Source organism: Lysobacter lycopersici (assembly GCF_007556775.1).
GTDB lineage: Bacteria > Pseudomonadota > Gammaproteobacteria > Xanthomonadales > Xanthomonadaceae > Pseudoluteimonas > Pseudoluteimonas lycopersici.
The window spans coordinates 266556-283662 of sequence record NZ_CP041742.1 but is presented as its reverse complement, the minus strand read 5'-3'; the positions used below and the strand labels follow the sequence as shown (position 1 = coordinate 283662).

The window sequence follows — 17107 nt, the reverse complement described above, 5'->3', positions numbered from 1 at the left end:
GTTCAGGCCGCTGCGTCGTCGTCGGGATAATGCAATGCCGGCGGCGACACCGGCTGCGGGTGCCCGAACAGGAAACCCTGGCCGTAGACGCAGCCGAGGTCGCGCAGGGTGTCGCTCTGGTAGGCGGTTTCCACGCCCTCGCCGACCGCGTCGATGCCCAGCGTCGCCGCCAGCGCGAGGATCGCGCGGATCAGCGCCAGGCTTTCCATGTGCGATTCGCCTTCCAGCCCGGCGACGAAGCTGCGGTCGATCTTCAGGCACTGGATCGGGAAGCGGTGCAGGTAGGACAGGGCCGAGAAGCCGGTGCCGAAATCGTCCAGCAGCGCGTAAACGCCGTTCTCGCGCAACTCGTTCAGGGTGCGCAGCGCACGCGGCGCGTCGTCGAGCAGGGTGACCTCGGTGATCTCGATCCGCAGCCGGTTCGGGTCGGCGCCGCAGGCCGACACCAGCCCGAGCAGGCGCGAGGCGAAATCCTCGGAACGGAAGTGCGAGGGCGAGACGTTGATCGAGACGTAGCCGCCGCCTTCGTGCGAGGCCAGCCATTCGAACACGCGCCGGTACATCAGCCAGTCCACCTGCTCGATCAGGCCGTTGTCCTCGCCCACGCCGATGAAGGCGTCCGGCGACAGCGGCCCCTGTTGTTCGTGGTTCCAGCGCAGCAGCGCCTCGTGCCCGACCACCTCGCCGTCGGACAGGCGCACGATCGGCTGCATCCACGGTTCGAACGCCTCGCGGTTGATCGCGCGGCGCAGGTCGGCCTCGAGGTCGAGCAGGCGCAGCGCCTCGGCGCGCATCTGCGCGTCGAACAGCATGCTGCGGTCGCGCCCGCCGGACTTGGCGCGGTACATCGCCGCGTCGGCGTCGCGCAGCAGCTCCTCGCCGCGTTCGTAGCCGGGGCCCCACAGGGCGATGCCGATGCTGGCCGAGGGGAACAGCTCGCGCCCGGCGACGACCATCGGTTGCCCGAGGACGCCAAGCAGTTGCGCCGCGACTTCTTCCGCGTGCACGGGCGAAGGCATGCGTTCGAGCAGCACCGCGAATTCGTCGCCGCCGAGGCGCGCGACGGTGTCGTGCTTGCCGAGCACGCCGGAGATGCGCCGCCCGACCTCGATCAGCATGTCGTCGCCGGAGGCGTGGCCGATGCTGTCGTTGACCAGCTTGAAGCGGTCGAGGTCGAGGAACAGCATCGCGAACCGCGAATCGTCGCCGTCGCGCGCGCGCTCGATCGCCGCGTCGAGCTGCTCGATCAGGTGCGCGCGGTTCGGCAGGCCGGTCAGGTCGTCGTGGCGCGCCTGGTGGGTGAGGCGCTGCTCGGCGCGGACGCGTTCTCCGATCTGCGCGCGCAACTGGCGGTTGGCCTCGGCCAGCTCGCTGGTGCGCGATTCCACCCGCGATTCCAGCTCCGCGTGCGCGACCTTGATGTGTTCCTGCGCACGCTTGCGCTCCAGCGAACCGCCGATGTGGTGGGCGACGAAGGTCAGCAGTTCCTGGTCGCGCTCGGTGAACGCGATGTCCGGCGTGTAGCTCTGCACCGCGATCACGCCGACCACGTCGTCGTCGCGCACCAGCGGCACGCCCAGCCAGCAGCGCGCGTGCGCGCCGACGCTCTGCACCTTGCCTTCCCCGTGCAACGCGTCGATGCGCGCGCGGTCGGCCAGCAGCGGTTCGCCGGTGAACATCACGTATTCGGTCAGGCCCTTGGCCGGCTTGCGCGTGCGCGAGACCACGTCGCGTTCGTCGACGATGTAGGGGAATTCCAGCAGTTGCCCGTCCGCGCTCATCAGCGCGATGTAGAAATTGCGCGCGTACAGCAGCTCGCCGACGATCGCGTGCACCTCGGCGTAGAACCGCTCCAGGCTGCCGGCGATGACCGAGAGTTCGGTGATGCGGTACAGCGCGCGCTGCAGTTGCTCGGCGCGCTGGCGCTCGACGATCTCGGCCTGCAGTTCGTCGTTGGCCCGTTGCAGGTCGCGCGTGCGCTCGCGCACCCGGTTCTCGAGTTCGACCTGCGCGTTCTTGCGGTCCAGCGCGGTGAGGATGTGCTGGGCGACGTATTCCAGCAGCGCCTGTTCCTCGCCGCTGTAGCGCGAGGGCACGTCGTAGCTCTGCACCACGATCGCGCCGCAGACGCGGCCGTCGCGCAGCAGCGGCACGCCGAGCCAGTCGGCGCTGTCCGGGCCGTGCTGCGGGTCGCGCGGCACGCCGAGTTCGCTGCGCAGCTCCTCCGAAGGCCCGACCAGCGGCTTGCCATGGTTCAACAGCGCCACGGTCAGGCTGTTGCTCATCTCGCTCAGCGGCAGCGCCTGTTCGGGGTCGGCGACGAAGGTGTCCATCGCGTCGGCGAAGTACAGGAAGCGCACGGTCCTGGCTTCGTCGTCGTACAGCACGATGTAGAAGTTCTCGGCCGGCATCAGCCCGCCGACCACGGCATGGATGCGCGCCAGCATGTCGGGCATTTCCAGCCCGGAACCGGCGAGGTCGGCGATCTCGTACAGCGCGCGCTGCAGGCGCTGCGCCTTCACCAGCGCCTCGATCCGCGCCTGCGAGCGTTCGGAGGCCAGCGCCGCCGCGACGGTGCGCCGCGCCACCGCGAGCCAGGCGCTGCGGGTTTCGTCGGTCAATGGCGCCTTCGACCGGGCCGCGACCGCGATCCGCAGCCCGGCTTCTTCCCACACGTCCTCGATGTCGGTGCCGCCGCGCGAACGATGCCGCCCCTGGTCGCAGCCTTCCAGCGCGGCCACGGCTTGTTCGCGCAGGGCTTCGGGCGTGCCGGCGACGGCGGACATGCCGGTGTGCCCGTGCGCGTCGCGCCAGTGCAGCACCAGCTTCGAGCCGGTCGGCAGCATGCCCGCCAGGACTTCGGCGAGCCCCTGCAGCATCGGCAATTCGGCTGTCCCCCCGGCGACCGGATGCAGGTCCGCCGGCGCGCGCGCGCTCCCGTTCATCGCGGCAGGATAACGCGAGGCACGGCGCCTGGCGGCAACCCCTTCCACGGTTCCGGAACGTTTCCATGGACATGTCCGCCGTCCTCGACCGGCGGGGCGCCCCCGCCCGGTGGCCCGCGCCTCGCTTCAAAGCGCGCCGCCCAACGCTTACGCTGCTGGCCATGGATGCCCCGGTGCCGGCCACGGACAGCGACGAATCCCTGATGCTGGCCTGGGCAGGCGGGACCGCGACCGCGTTCGAATCGCTGTATGCGCGCCACCGCGCGCCGCTGCATCGCTTCCTGCTGCGCCAGCTGCGGGATCCCGCATTGGCCGACGAAATGTTCCAGGACGTGTGGCAGCGCGTGATCGCCGCGCGCGCGAGCTGGCGTCCCGACGCCCTGTTCGCGACCTGGCTCTACCGCATCGCCCACAACCGCCTCAATGACCACTGGCGCGCGGCGAAGCACAGGCCGCCGGCACCGGCGGATGCGGACGAGCGCGCTGCGCGCGTGCCCGATCCTCACACGCCCGAGCGCATCCTTTCCGACTTCGAACAACGCAGGCGGCTGCAACTGGCGATGGACGAACTGCCGGAGGAACAACGCGAAGTGCTGGTGCTGCGGCTGGAACGCGAACTCTCGCTGGAGGAAATCGCGGAGATCACCGGCGTCGGCCGCGAGACGGTGAAGTCGCGGCTGCGCTACGCCATGGACAAACTGCGCGCGAGGCTGGCGCCATGAACCGCAGGCCCGATCCGCTGGACGCCGACGAGCGCGCGCTGGCCGACCTGCTCGCGCGCGACGCCCTGCCCGGCCCGTCGCCGCAACTGGATGCGCGCATCCTCGCCGCGGCACGCGCCGCGATCGAACCCGCGCGGGCATCGCGACGCCCGCGACCGCGCTGGATCGCGGGCATGTCCATCGCCGCCACGCTGGTGCTCGCCGTCGGCATCGCATGGCGGCTGCGGCCGTTGCCGCACCGCGCACCTGCCGCGCAAGACACTTCCGTCTCCGCGGTGCGCATGATCGAACCCCCTGCGCGAACCGCTTCGCCACAGCCACCGGCGGCAGCGGATGCCGTGTATCGGCGGATGCGATCGCCGCCGGCGCAGGTACTGTCGAAGCCGGTCCCGACCGAACGCGAATCCGCGGCCGCCGCCGACAAGGTATCGCCGCCACCCGAGCCAGCGGTTGCGTTCGACGAACCATCGCCGATGGACACGCAGGCGCCTCCGCCTGCACCGCCACCGCCGCCCGCCCCTGCCGTGGCGCAGAAACCAGCCGCGAACGCCATGGCTGCGCCGGCGGCTTCGACCATGCAGGCCGCCAAATCGCAGCCCCCTGCCGCTGCGGCGGCACCCGAGGCCTTCGAACCCGCGCGTGCGAAGGAAGAGGCGCGAACGCTCGACCGCATCGAAACCACCGGCAGCAGGATCCGGCGGGACGACGCCTTCGGAACGGGGCGCGTCGACGCCGCCGCCGTAGCCGATGCCGCCGCCGAAGACGGCGTGCCGCGCGCGGTGCTCGACCAGGAACCGCCGGCCACCGCCGATTCGCCGCAGGTACGCGATGCCTGGCTGCAGCGCATCCGCGAATTGCTGTCCGCGGGCGAAACCGAGGCCGCGCGCAACAGCCTCGCCGAATTCCGCCGCCGCTACCCGAAATACGCGCTGCCCGAGGACCTGCAGCGCTTCACGACGCCCTGAGCCGGGGACGCAGCGCGCGATCCGCACTACCATGGCCGGCGCCAACCGGAGCCCGCCCTTGCCCCGCATCCAGCCGATGTTCGCGACGCCGTTCGCGTTCGACGCGCATCCCGCGCCCGGGCCGCTCAACGCGTCCCTGCGCGACTTGTTCCTGCAGCGCGAACGCGATGCGTTCCGCAACCCGGCGCCTTACACCGAGCGCAACGGCGCCCTGTTCGAAAGCCGCTTCGACCTGTTCCAGTGGCCGGAACCCGAAATCGCCGAATTGCGCGAGTTCTGCATGTCGCGCGTGCTGCAATTGGTCCAGGCGCTCAACGGGCATCCGCCCGACGCCATGCGGCAATGGCGCCTGGCCGTCGAATCCTGGTTCCACGTCACCCGCCGCAACGGCTGGTTCGGCATCCACAACCACCCCAACGCCTCGTGGTCGGGCGTGTATTGCGTCGATGCCGGCCATGCGGACCCGGATGCGCCGGACGGCGGCAAGCTGACGTTCCTGCATCCGTCCGCCACCGCGGCGATGCACACCGACCTCGGCAACGAAACGCTGCGGCCGCCGTTCAACGTGCAGCACGCGGGCTACGTCCTCGAACCCGGCCAGCTCGTGCTGTTTCCTTCGCACCTGCTGCACCACGTCACGCCGTTCGTTGGCGAGGGCGAGCGGATCACGGTCGCGTTCAACTGCGCGTTCGTGCGCGCTTGAATCGCGCCGATCCGGCCCCAACCCATTCCGATTCGAACCGATCCGGATCGACGGACGCGCGAACCATGCCCGATACCGACGCGACAACCGCACCGACAACGCCGGAGGCCCGTCGCAAGGCGCCGCTCGGCAGCTTGCGCGCGCTGTGGCCGTTCGTGCGCCGGCACATGGGCCTGTTCAGCGGCTGGCTGCTGGCGCTGGCGGTGTCCTCGACCGCGTCGCTGAGCCTGCCGGTCGCGTTCCGCACCATGATCGACCACGGTTTCCGCAGCGGCGGCGCGGGCGAGATCGACCGCGCCTTCCTGCTGCTGTTCGCGGTGGCGCTGGTGCTGGCGCTGGGAACGGCGACGCGCTTCTTCTTCGTCTCGTTGCTGGGCGAACGCGTGGTCGCCGACCTGCGCAAGCAACTGTACGCGCACCTGATCGGCCTCGACGCCGCCTTCCACGACCGCAACCGCAGCGGCGAACTGGTCTCGCGCCTGACCGCGGATGTCGAGCTGATCCGCAACATCGTCGGCAGCGTGATGTCGATCGCGCTGCGCAGTTCGATCACCGCGATCGGCGCGCTGGTGATGCTGTTCGTCACCAGCCCGAAGCTGGCGGCGTGGGCGCTGGTCGGGATCCCGGTCGCGGTGGTGCCGGTGATCGTCGGCGCGCGCGTCATCCGCAAGATAGCGCGCAGCAGCCAGGACCGCGTCGCCGATGCCAACGCGCTCGCCACCGAAACCCTCGGCGCGGTGCGCACGGTGCAGGCGCACGCGCGCGAGCAGTACGAACGCGGGCGCTTCGCCGAGGCGGTCGCGAACACGGTGGCGACCGCGCGCAGGCGCATCGGCGCGCAGTCGCTGATGACAGGCACCACGATCACTTTGTTCTTCGGTGCGATCACCCTGGTGCTGTGGTCGGGCGCGCACGATGTCATCGCCGGGCGCATGAGCGCCGGCACCCTGATCCAGTTCGTGCTGTACGCGCTGTTCGGCGGCGGTTCCGTGGCCGCGCTGGCCGAGGTGTGGAACGAGTTGCAGAAAGCCGCCGGCGGCATGGGCCGGATCAACGAATTGCTGGTGGAAACCGCCGGCGTGGTCGCGCCCGCGCATCCGGCATCGCTGCCGACGCCGTTGCACGGCGACATCTCCCTCGATGGCGTGACCTTCCGCTATCCGCAGCGGCCGGATTTGCCGGCGCTGGACGATTTCAGCCTGCGCGTGTCGCCCGGCGAAACCGTGGCGCTGGTCGGCCCGTCCGGCGCCGGCAAGAGCACGGTGTTCTCGCTGCTGCTGCGCTTCCACGATCCGCAATTCGGGCGAATCGCCATCGACGGCACCGACGTGCGCACGCTCGACCCTGCGCAACTGCGCGAAGCCATCGCGCTGGTGCCGCAGTCGCCGACCCTGTTCGCCGCCACTACGCGCGACAACATCCGCTACGGCCGGCTCGACGCCAGCGACGACGAGGTCCGCGCCGCCGCCGCGGCTGCGGAAGCCGACGATTTCATCGCCGCGCTGCCCAAGGGCTTCGACGAACAACTCGGCGAACGCGGCGCGCGCCTGTCCGGCGGCCAGCAGCAGCGCATCGCGATCGCCCGCGCGCTGCTCAAGGACGCGCCGATCCTGCTGCTGGACGAAGCGACTTCCGCGCTCGACGCGCAGAGCGAACGCGCGGTTCAGGCCGCGCTCGAGCACCTGATGCACGGGCGCACGACCCTGGTCATCGCCCACCGCCTCGCCACCGTGCTCAGGGCCGACCGCATCGTGGTGATGGATGCCGGCCGCATCGTCGCAGAGGGTACGCACGACGCATTGATGGCGCAGGGCGGGCTGTACGCCGAACTGGCGAAACTGCAGTTCCTCGACTGAAGGAGCGACATGGCGAAGGTCCTCGTCACCGGCGGTTCCGGTTTCATCGGCGGCCATGCGCTGCTGCAACTGCTGCAGGCCGGGCACGAGGTGCGCACCACCGTGCGCGACCTGCGCCGCGAACCGGAAGTCCGCGCCTTGCTCGCGGCGAACGGCGCCGATGCCGGCGAACGCCTGCGTTTCTTCGCCGCCGACCTGACCCGCGACGAGGGCTGGCGCGAAGCGGTTTCCGGCTGCGATTTCGTGCTGCACGTCGCCTCGCCGTTCCCGGAAACGATCCCGAAACACGAGGACGAACTGATCGTCCCCGCGCGCGAGGGCGCGTTGCGCGTGCTGCGCGCCGCGCGCGATGCCGGCGTGAAGCGGGTGGTGCTGACGTCCTCGTTCGCGGCGGTGGGTTACGGCCACGCGGAGCAGCAGGCGCCGTTCGACGAAACGACGTGGACGGACCTCGACGGCGGCGACGTATCCGCCTACGTGAAATCGAAGACGCTGGCCGAACGCGCGTCCTGGGATTTCATCGCGCGCGAAGGCGGCGGACTGGAGCTGGCGACGGTGAACCCGGTCGGCGTGTTCGGGCCGGTGCTCGGCGCGGACTACGCGACCTCGATCCTGCTGGTGCAGCGCCTGCTCGCCGGCGCCATGCCCGGCTGCCCGCAACTGTCGTTCGGCGTGGTCGACGTGCGCGACGTCGTCGACCTGCACCTGCGCGCGATGCTCGATCCCGCCGCGAAAGGCGAACGTTTCCTCGCGGTGGCCGGCGATTTCATGCCGGTGCGCGACATGGCGCTGGCATTGAAGCAACGACTAGGCGCTGCGGCGAAACGCGTGCCCACGCGGCAACTGCCGAACTGGCTGGTGAAACTGGCCGCGCTGCGCGACCCGGCGGTGAGGCAGATCGTGCCGGAACTCGGCAAGGCCAAGAACGCGACCTCCGCGAAGGCGCAACGCCTGTTGGGCTGGTCGCCGCGCCGCAACGGGGACGCGCTGGTCGCGACCGCGGAAAGCCTGTTGCGCTTGCGCCTGGTGTAGCCGCTCGCGCCCACGCAATGGCCAAAATCCCGCGATCGGCTTGCGCCCGATCGCGATTTGAAGATAAAAAGCCGGGAACGGTGGGCGTTCCTGCCCGCTGTTTTGCAATGCAACAGGGGGAAATCGCCATGAAACACCGACACGCCGCCTTGATGGCGGCCTTGTGCGCCTGCATGTGCGCAGGACAGGCCCGGGCCGCCACGCCCGGCCAACCCGATGCGGTCTGGACACCGACCGGAAGCACCGTCCTCATCAACGTCCTCGCGAACGACGGCAACATCGGCAAGATCCGCAGCGTCGCGCTCACGAAACCCCTGCACGGCAAGGTGCGCTGGGTGTCGGGCCGGGCCGAATACACGCCGAACGCGGCTTATGCCGGCGCCGACAGCTTCCGCTATTCGGTGATCGGCACCAGCGGCCGCGCGGCGAACCAGAAGGTCACGCTCACCGTGGGTGGCGCCAATGTCGTCGTCCTGCAGGGCGTGGCGACCGATGCCCCGCTGGCCAACGCAACCGTCACCGCGAACGTCGGCATCGCGCGCTTCCTCACCACAACCGATGCGAACGGCAACTACTCGCTGCCCGTCTCCGGTTCCGGGGGAACCCTGGTCCAGCTCAACGCCTTCGGCAAGGGCGCGCAATCGCAGGTGCAATTGCGCAGCACGGTCGGCGGCATCGACAAGATCCGTGGCGAGGCCGGCGACGGCGTGCTGACCCGCGACGAAAACAACCAGGTGCAGGTCACCCAGCTCAGCACCGCGCAGGCCTACCTGCTGTACTTCGCCAACGGTTCGCAGGATCTCGTCGACCAGGACGACCTCGACCTCGTGGCCGGTTCGATCGACGTGAACTCGCTGACGCAGATGGCGGCGGCGATCAAGCTGGTCGCGGACGGCACGTACCCGCTGCCCGCCGGCGTCGACAATACCTACGCGTTGATCAGCAATCCCGACGCGCTGGCCGGGTTCGTCGCCGACGTGAACGCGGACGATCCGGGCGCGATCGACAATGCGATCGCACAGACCGTCGCCGACGCCAACGTGGTGGTTCCCGCCGAGGAAAGCGATTTCGTCGGCACCATGAACCTGATCCAGGAGTTCGGCACGCCCGGCACGGTCAGCACCGGCTATATCCAGGGCGATCGCCTGCAACTCGACGCCGACGGCACCGGCACAGACTACGTCACGGTCGCGAACCCGGACCCGGGCATCGCATGGTCCTTCGACGGCAGCGCCCTGCACATCGTCGCGGACCACCCGATGCCCACCATCAACTACGTGACGTTCGACGGCGTCACCTACCAGCGGATCGACACCGTCGGTTCCTTCGACATGGTCAAGCTGTACGAAGGCGGCGCCCACGACATCTACGCATACAACAGCCTGGTCGACTACCACTACCCCGGCGGCGAATTCCCCGACGGCTCCTACGTCAGTTCCGGCACCACGCACGCGATCGAGGACGGCAGCGGGATCCTGCCCTACACCGCCGGCGAACTCGCGACGCCGCGCGCGTTCGCGGTGAACGGCCGGCCGGCGCCGCTCGCGAACGGCGCGGGTGCCGCGATGTTCTCGTTCAACGCCAACGGCACCGGCAACAGCACCGACACCCGCCATTTCAGCCGTGCCTTCGACTGGAGCATCGACGGCAACGGCTCGCTGGTCGTCACCTATCCCGACAACGGCGATACCACCACCTACACGCGCATCGGCAACGACGGCAGCCACGGCGATGCGGTCATGGCCGTGTTCGATACCGCGGGTGGGTATGCCGCCAGCTTCGGCGCCTCCTACGTCAGCGACGGAGGCAGCGGTTTCTCCGGCGTGAACCTCGCGCAAAGCTGGCTCAGCGGCTTCAGCATCAGCTCGACCAGCGTGATCGACTTCGGCCAGTTCTACGTGCGCCTGGATGGTGCCGGCTCGACCGGCAGCCTGTTCAACCAGTACGCCGACGGCAGCACCACCGGCTCCCCGCTCAGCTGGCTCTCGCCTCCGGACGGCACCATGCTCGCGACCAGTTACTGGAGTCCGGCCTTCGGCGGTTACACCACGTTCTGCGGCCCGATCCAGCTCGGCGTGTGCGAGGCCTACAAGGCACGCACTTGGCAACGCATCGCGGTGGACGGCAACCGCATCTACGTGCTGGAGGAACTGTATGGCGATGGCGCGCTGGGCCCGTACGACGGCCACAGCACCAGCGACGAAATCGTGGCGCAGCGCCTGAACTTCTACGAAGTCTCGACGCCCTGACCCATCGCAGCGCCGAGAACGGCCCCGCCATCGCGCGGGGCCGTTTTCGTTTTCAGCCCGGAAACACCCGCCCGATCGCGGCATCGAGCTCGATGCCGGCGGCGAGCGTGCCGTAACCATCGCCGCGGGCGCCGCCGAGGCGGCTCGCGCACCAGTCGCGCGCCAGCGGATTCCCGGCGCGCAACAGCGTCGCCGACTGCAGCAGCAAGGCGAGGCGTTCGACCAGGGCGCGCGCACCGCCTTGGTCCGTTCGCGCGGACAAGGCCGCTTCGCCCGCCGCCAGCGCCGCGTCGAACGCGGGATCGATGCCTGCGGCGGCCTGCAGTTCGGCGATCAGCGCATCGCGTGTTTCCGGTTCCTTCGCCAATGCGCGCAACACGTCCAGGCACTGGATGTTGCCGCTTCCTTCCCAGATCGAATTCAGCGGCGCCTGCCGGTACAGGCGCGGCAACAGCGATTCCTCCACGTAGCCATTGCCGCCGAGGCATTCCTGCGCCTCGTTGGCGAACGCCGGCGCGCGCTTGCAGATCCGGTACTTGCCGATGGCGGTGGCGATGCGCGCGAACGCGGCTTCGCGCAGGTCGCCCGAGGCACGATCCACCGCGCCGGCGACGCGCAGCGCGAACGCGGTCGCGCCCTCCGATTCCAGCGCGAGGTCCGCGAGCACGTTGCGCATCAGCGGCTGGTCGATGAGCTTCCTGCCGAACGCGGAGCGATGCCGCGCGTGATGCGTCGCCTGCGCCAGCGCCATCCGCATCAGCCCGGCGGAACCGAGCATGCAGTCGAGGCGGGTGAGCATGACCATCTCGAGGATGGTGGCGATGCCGCGGCCCTCGTCGCCGATGCGCCGTGCCCATGCGTTTTCGAATTCGACTTCGGAAGACGCGTTCGACCAGTCGCCGAGCTTGTCCTTGAGCCGCATCAGCCGCAGCGCGTTCTTGGTGCCGTCCGGCCGCCAGCGCGGCAGCAGGAAGCAAGTCAATCCGCCGGGCGCCTGCGCCAGCACCAGGAAGCCGTCCGACATCGGCGCGGAAAAGAACCATTTGTGCCCGACCAGCGCGTATTCGCCTTCGCCCGCCAGCGGCGTGGCGCGCGTGGTGTTGCTGCGCACGTCGCTGCCGCCCTGTTTCTCGGTCATGCCCATGCCGAGGGTGACGCCGCGCTTTTCCGCCATCGGCACGTCGCGGCCGTCGTAATGCGGGGCGATGGCCTTGCCGGCCCATTCGCGCAAGCCGGGTTCGTGGCGCAGCACCGGTACCGCGGCGTGGGTCATGGTCAGCGGGCAACTGCTGCCGGGTTCGGCCTGGTAATGCAGATAGCTCAATGCGGCGCGCGCGACATGCGCGCCGGGTCGCGGCTCGTGCCAGGACAAGCCGGCGACTCCGTGCGCGATCGCCGCTTCCATCACCCCGTGGTACGCGGCGTTGAACTCGACCCGGTCGATGCGGTGGCCGAAGCGATCGTGCGTGCGCAGGCGCGGGCGGTCGCGGTGCGCCTCGTCGGCGAGCCGCAGCAGTTCGCCGCCGGCCAGCGCGCCGTAGTCCGCAAGTCGCGGCGCGAAGGCGTTACCGCCCTCGCGGCCGACCGCCTCGCGCAGGGCGATGTCATCCGCCCACAGGTCGCGCGGTGCGAACGGCGGCGGCTGGTTGCCCACTTCGTGCGTGTCGAACGGCGATGCCTGCATCGTCTGGCCTCCGGGTATCGCCATTCTGCGCGCAACGAAACCCGGGGCACAAAAAAGCCCCGCATGCGCGGGGCTTTCGAAATGATCGCTGCAACGGATTCAGGCGACGGGCTGGACGCCGGCGGCCTGCGCTCCCTTCGGGCCCTGCTGGACCTCGTAACTGACGCGCTGGCCTTCCTGCAGGCTGCGGAAGCCCTTGGAATTGATGGCCGAGTAATGCACGAACACATCGGCGCTGCCGTCTTCGGGGGCGATGAAACCGAAACCCTTGGCATCGTTGAACCACTTCACTGTTCCGTACTGCATGGCGCGTGTGACCTCATTGGTGGCGATGTCTGCCTCGGCGCGTGGGGCGGCCGCCGGCGTCGCGAGTATGCAAAGCGCGGGTGGCGCTTGCAATCACCCCGCTGGCGGCATCCGCCGCAGGGCATCGACGAAGCCCGGCTGCAACCGGTAGCGCCCGAGCCATCCCTGCTGGATGCCGGACAACACCCGCAGCATGTGCCCGCGCGCCGGCGGCAGGCGGCCGAACGGATGGAACGCGACGTCGCGCATCCGCGCCAGCAGGTCGCGCTCGGACTGGAACAGCGGCGTCAGCCAGCGGCTGTAGCGGTGGTAGGCGGCGAGGTGGCGGCGACGTTCGCGCGCATGCATGGCGAATGCTTCGGGCAATGCAGCCGCGTGTTCGAAGGCATCCGCCAGCGACACCGCATCGACCAGCGCCATGTTCGCGCCCTGCCCGAGTTGCGGGCTCATCGCGTGCGCGGCATCGCCGAGCAGCAGCGCACGACCACGCCACCAGTGCCGCGGGATCGCATCGCGATAAGCCGCGCGCGCGAGCCGGGATGTGTCGAAACCGGTGCCGAGGCATTCGCGCGCCTCGGGCCACAGGGCTTGCACGTCGCGCAGCCATGCCTCCGGGCCTTCGCGTTCCCACGCATCGAATCGCATGGTTGGCAGGCTCCAGAAGAAGCCGAGTTTGCGCGCGGTTTCCCCGGGTGCGCGACCGACCGGCAGGAAACCGGCCATCCGCCGCGCCAGCGCATAACGCTGCCGCAATTCGTCGCGCCAGGGCCAATCTCCTTCCGGCACCAGGCACCACAGCGCGCCCCAGGGATACGGGCGATCCAGCCGCGTCGGCGATACCGTTTCGCGCAGGGTCGATGCCGAACCGTCGGCAATGACAATCGCATCGAACGGTCCGTGCCAGCGGCCGTGCGCATCGCGCAGGCGGCCGCCTTCGCAATCGAGTTCGGCGATGATCGTGTCCGCATGCAGTCGCGCGCGCCCGCCGATGGCCGCGTGCAGCAATTCGAACAAGGCCCCGCGTTGCAGGCCGACACCGTGCAACAGCGGATCGAGGTCGGCGTAGCGCATGTCCATCACCACGCGGCCTTCGCGGGTTTCGCCATGCAATCGCGACACGCGCGCGCCCAGGGCGAGGACCTCGTCCAGCAAGCCCAGCCTCCACAACGCCTGCAATCCGGTCGGTTGCAGCAGGAAACCCGCACCCGCGGGCCCGGGATCCGGTACGCGTTCGAACACCTCGACTTCGTGCCCGGACTCGATCAGCGCCAGCGCGCTGGCCTGTCCCCCGGTGCCGTAGCCGACGATGCCGATGCGCCGGCGCGGTGTGGCCATGCCTTAGCCGCCGAGCATGGCCCGCAGCAGGCGCGCGGCATCGCCCATCGCCGCGGCGACGTTGTCGAGCACGTCCTGCAGCGTGATGACTTCGTCGGCATCGGGACCGGCGCCGGCGGCCCAGTTGGCGACGATGGCGAGGCAGGCGTAGTCGAGCCCGAGTTCGCGCGCGATTCCCGCTTCGGGCATGCCGGTCATGCCGACCAGGTCGCAGCCGTCGCGGCGCATGCGCGCGATTTCCGCCTTGGTTTCCAGACGCGGGCCCTGAGTCGCTCCGTAACAGCCGCCATCGACCAGCGCGACGTTCGCGCGTTGCGCAGCGGACACGATTTCGCTTCGCAGCGACGCGGTGTAGGGATCGCCGAAATCGACATGCAGCACCTCGGTGCCGGGTTCTTCGCACAAGGTCGAGACGCGGCCCCAGGTGTAGTCGATGAGCTGGTCCGGGCAGGCCAGCACGCGCGGGCCGAAGCGTTCGGTGATGCCACCGACGGTGTTCAGCGCCAGCACGCGGTTCGCGCCGACGGCCTTGAGCGCGGCGAGGTTGGCGCGGTAGTTGATCTTGTGCGGCGGCAGCGAATGGCCTTCGCCGTGGCGCGCGAGGAAGGCCACACGCTTGCCGGCATAAGTCCCGACGCGGATCGGCCCCGACGGCGCGCCGTAGGCCGTGACCGGCTGGTGGCTTTCGACATCGGCGAGTTCGCCGAGCGCGTACACCCCGGTGCCGCCGATCACCGCGAGTTCGATCGTCATTGTGCGTTTCCTTGGGTCGCCACGAAGGGCTTCAATTCGGAAATCGATAGAAGCTCGGTGATGTCGAAGTCGCCAAAACTGCAGAGCTCAAGCTCGGTTATGCGCGCATCGGTCGCCCACAACATCACGCCAATGAACCCCTTGTCGGCTGGGGTGGTCATCATGTCTGCAATCAACCTGGCGCCTTGGGTGACTGGCTCGTCCGATGCGTCTTTTCCGAACAAAACCCCGGGGCATCGACCACAGCCGCAACGCGCGACGACGGTCAGATGTTCCAGCTCATCAAGTCGCTGTGGGGCATTTTCAGAAAGCAAAAACGCGAGCATCTCACGTTCGCGCAAAGAAAGTTCCCGACGATGCGGAATGCAGTAAGGGAACGTCGGCGTTTTCACCTGACGACCCTACTCCGCCAGCGCGTAAATCGCAGGCAGGTTGCGGCCCTGCTCGTGGTAATCCATGCCGTAACCGAACACGTAACGATCCGGCACCTCGACCCCCACGTAATCCGCGCACACGCCCTCGATGCAGCGGTCGTGCACCTTCACCGCCAGCACCGCCACGCGCACGTCGGCCGCGCCCTGGTCCTCGCACCAGCGCTTCACCGCCAGCAGCGTGTGGCCCTCGTCGAGGATGTCGTCGGCCAGCAGCACGCGGCGGCCCTGCATCGGCGTCGCCGGGCGATGCAGCCACGCGAGCCCCGAACCGGAAGTCTGCCCGCGATAACGCGTGGCGTGCAGGTAATCGAACTCTAGGTCGATGCCGAGCGTGCCGAGCTCCATCGCCAGCGAGGCCGCAAACGGCAGGCCGCCGTGCATCACCGTGATGTACAGCGGCGGCCGGGCGTCGTTGGCGTATTCGCCCGCGATTTCGCCGGCCATGCGTTCGATCGCCGCTTCCAGCGTCGCGCGGTCGTGGATCACTTCGGCGGTCGCGAGGACTTCGCGCAAGTCGGGTGCGGTCATGCCACGTCTCCCACGTTGATCGCGCCGGAGGTCGCGCCGGCATCCTGTGTCGCAATCGGAACCGTGCCCATGCGCGACTGTGCCTGTTCGTAACGCGCATCGGCGAGCAGGCCGTCCCAGCCCAGCGCGCCGCGACCGATCAGTCCGGCCAGCGCCATGGTGTTGGACTTGCGGCCTTCGAGCGCACGCAATGCGTCCTCGACCATCTGCGGATGGCAGACCAGCACCACGTCGCAGCCGGCGTCGAGGTGCGCTTCCACCCGCGCCTTGGTGCCGCCGGCCGAATGCGCCGCGGCCATGCCGATGTCGTCGGAGAACACCACGCCGCGGAATTTCATTTCATCGCGCAGGATCTCGCCGATCCAGCGTGGCGAATAGCCGGCCGGCTCGGGCGCGACCTGCGGATAGGTGACGTGCGCCATCATCACCGCGTCGGCACCGGCGGCGATGCCGGCGACGAATGGAACGAGGTCGTTGGCACGCATCTCGTCCAGAGAACGGTCGTCGACCGCGGCGTCGAAATGCGTGTCTTCCGGCACCGAACCGTGCCCCGGGAAATGCTTGAGCGTCGCGGCCATGCCGGCCTCGTGCATGCCGCCGACGTAGGCACGCGCGAACGCGGCGACGACCTGCGGATCTGGCGAGAACGCGCGGTTGCCGATGGCGCGATTGCCGCGTTCCAGGTCGATCACCGGCGCGAAGCTGATGTCGATGCCGGTGGCGCGGATCTCGCTGGCCATCAGCCACGCGTGTTCGCGCGCCAATGCCAGCGCCACGTCGGCATCGCGGCGATAGAGTTGATCGAAACCGCTCAGCGGCGGCAGCGCGCTGTAACCCTCGCGGAAACGCTGCACGCGGCCGCCTTCCTGGTCCACCGCAATCAGTTGCGGCCGCGGCGCGGCCTCGCGGATGGATTGCGTGAGCTCGGCGACCTGCGCCTTCGATGCGAAATTGCGCGCGAACAGCACCACGCCGGCACAGGCATCGTGCCGCAGCCAGTCGCGCTCGCGCGCGGTGAGTTCGTGCCCGGAAACGCCGATCTGCAGCATCTATCGTCCTTGTATCAAATCCAGCGCCTCGCGCTCGTCGTCGCTCCATTGCGAATACGGGCGCGAGGCCAGGGCCAGATTGTAGTAGCGCTGGGCGTGCGTGGCTTCCGGGCCCAGCCAGCCGGGCTTGGCGAAGGTTTCATCGACGCTGGACAGCTCGATTTCGGCCACGACCAGCCCGGCGTTGTCGCCGAGGAATTCGTCGACTTCCCACAGATGGCCTTCGAATTCGACGTAGTGCCGGCGCTTGTCGACCAGGCCACCGACGCTGAGCGCGAGCAGCGCGCGCGCATCCGCGACCGGGATCGGGTAATCGAATTCCTGCCGCGACGCGCCGAGCTCGCGCGACTTGATGTTGAGCCGCGCTTCCTCGCCCTCGATCCGCACGCGGACCGACGTGTTCATCGCCCCGCCATCGACCATGGCGAGATCGTTGAGGTAGCCCTGCGCCATCGGCACGACCTTGTGCGCGGCCGCGCGCCAGCCGTCATTCGCCACCAGGAACTTGCGTTCGATTTCGATGGGCATGAAGTTTCCGCTTTTGCT

General features: G+C 69.1%; 15 protein-coding genes. 6 read left to right on the top strand and 9 right to left on the bottom strand.

Features of this window, described 5'->3' with window-relative positions:
* Nucleotides 1-2: 2 nt before the first annotated feature.
* Complete coding sequence (locus FNZ56_RS01540) at nt 3-2945, bottom strand: sensor domain-containing diguanylate cyclase (RefSeq protein ID WP_246064651.1); 2943 nt, start codon at nt 2943-2945, stop codon at nt 3-5.
* Between the two features lie 161 nt (nt 2946-3106).
* On the opposite strand from FNZ56_RS01540, the gene FNZ56_RS01535 reads away from it, so the two are divergent.
* The 6 genes from FNZ56_RS01535 (at nt 3107) to FNZ56_RS01515 (ending at nt 10472) form a co-directional block, all read left to right on the top strand.
* Nucleotides 3107-3667 (top strand): RNA polymerase sigma factor, encoded by a 561-nt coding sequence (locus FNZ56_RS01535; protein ID WP_143878165.1) that lies wholly within the window; start codon nt 3107-3109, stop codon nt 3665-3667.
* Entirely contained in the window at nt 3664-4632 is a 969-nt protein-coding gene (locus FNZ56_RS12815) for a hypothetical protein (RefSeq protein WP_185970764.1), read from the top strand. Before FNZ56_RS01535 ends, FNZ56_RS12815 begins: the two co-directional genes overlap by 4 nt.
* 58 nt (nt 4633-4690) lie before the next feature.
* Nucleotides 4691-5335: a putative 2OG-Fe(II) oxygenase gene (locus tag FNZ56_RS01530; protein WP_185970763.1), complete on the top strand. Its 645-nt coding sequence runs from the start codon at nt 4691-4693 to the stop codon at nt 5333-5335.
* A 65-nt stretch (nt 5336-5400) separates the two neighbouring features.
* On the top strand, nt 5401-7191 hold the full coding sequence (locus FNZ56_RS01525; RefSeq protein WP_143878163.1) for an ABC transporter transmembrane domain-containing protein: 1791 nt from the start codon (nt 5401-5403) through the stop codon (nt 7189-7191).
* 9 nt (nt 7192-7200) lie between these two features.
* Nucleotides 7201-8223 (top strand): SDR family oxidoreductase, encoded by a 1023-nt coding sequence (locus FNZ56_RS01520; protein ID WP_143878162.1) that lies wholly within the window; start codon nt 7201-7203, stop codon nt 8221-8223.
* Nucleotides 8224-8351: 128 nt separating this feature from the next.
* Nucleotides 8352-10472, top strand: a complete 2121-nt coding sequence (locus FNZ56_RS01515) for an Ig-like domain-containing protein (RefSeq protein ID WP_143878161.1) — start codon at nt 8352-8354, stop codon at nt 10470-10472.
* A 52-nt stretch (nt 10473-10524) separates the two neighbouring features.
* Here the strand turns inward: FNZ56_RS01515 and FNZ56_RS01510 are convergent, their stop codons facing one another.
* The 8 genes from FNZ56_RS01510 to FNZ56_RS01475 all read right to left on the bottom strand — a co-directional run bounded on the left by FNZ56_RS01510 (nt 10525) and on the right by FNZ56_RS01475 (nt 17089).
* Entirely contained in the window at nt 10525-12174 is a 1650-nt protein-coding gene (locus FNZ56_RS01510) for an acyl-CoA dehydrogenase family protein (RefSeq protein WP_407070503.1), read from the bottom strand.
* Nucleotides 12175-12255: 81 nt separating this feature from the next.
* A complete protein-coding gene (locus tag FNZ56_RS01505; RefSeq protein ID WP_143878159.1) occupies nt 12256-12462 on the bottom strand; it encodes a cold-shock protein in 207 nt (68 codons plus the stop codon).
* 93 nt (nt 12463-12555) lie between these two features.
* Nucleotides 12556-13797: an FAD-dependent oxidoreductase gene (locus FNZ56_RS01500; RefSeq protein WP_143878158.1), complete on the bottom strand. Its 1242-nt coding sequence runs from the start codon at nt 13795-13797 to the stop codon at nt 12556-12558.
* 3 nt (nt 13798-13800) lie between these two features.
* Nucleotides 13801-14550: an S-methyl-5'-thioinosine phosphorylase gene (locus tag FNZ56_RS01495; RefSeq protein WP_143878157.1), complete on the bottom strand. Its 750-nt coding sequence runs from the start codon at nt 14548-14550 to the stop codon at nt 13801-13803.
* Nucleotides 14547-14942 (bottom strand): hypothetical protein, encoded by a 396-nt coding sequence (locus FNZ56_RS01490; RefSeq protein WP_143878156.1) that lies wholly within the window; start codon nt 14940-14942, stop codon nt 14547-14549. The genes FNZ56_RS01495 and FNZ56_RS01490 overlap by 4 nt, the downstream gene beginning before the upstream one ends.
* 9 nt (nt 14943-14951) lie before the next feature.
* The gene (locus FNZ56_RS01485; protein ID WP_143878155.1) at nt 14952-15512 is read right to left on the bottom strand and encodes a hypoxanthine-guanine phosphoribosyltransferase; all 561 of its coding nucleotides are present in this window, start codon (nt 15510-15512) and stop codon (nt 14952-14954) included.
* A complete protein-coding gene (gene nagZ / locus FNZ56_RS01480; protein WP_143878154.1) occupies nt 15509-16561 on the bottom strand; it encodes a beta-N-acetylhexosaminidase in 1053 nt (350 codons plus the stop codon). Before nagZ ends, FNZ56_RS01485 begins: the two co-directional genes overlap by 4 nt.
* Nucleotides 16562-17089, bottom strand: coding sequence for a CYTH domain-containing protein (locus tag FNZ56_RS01475; protein ID WP_143878153.1), 528 nt, complete (start codon nt 17087-17089; stop codon nt 16562-16564).
* Nucleotides 17090-17107: the final 18 nt, after the last annotated feature.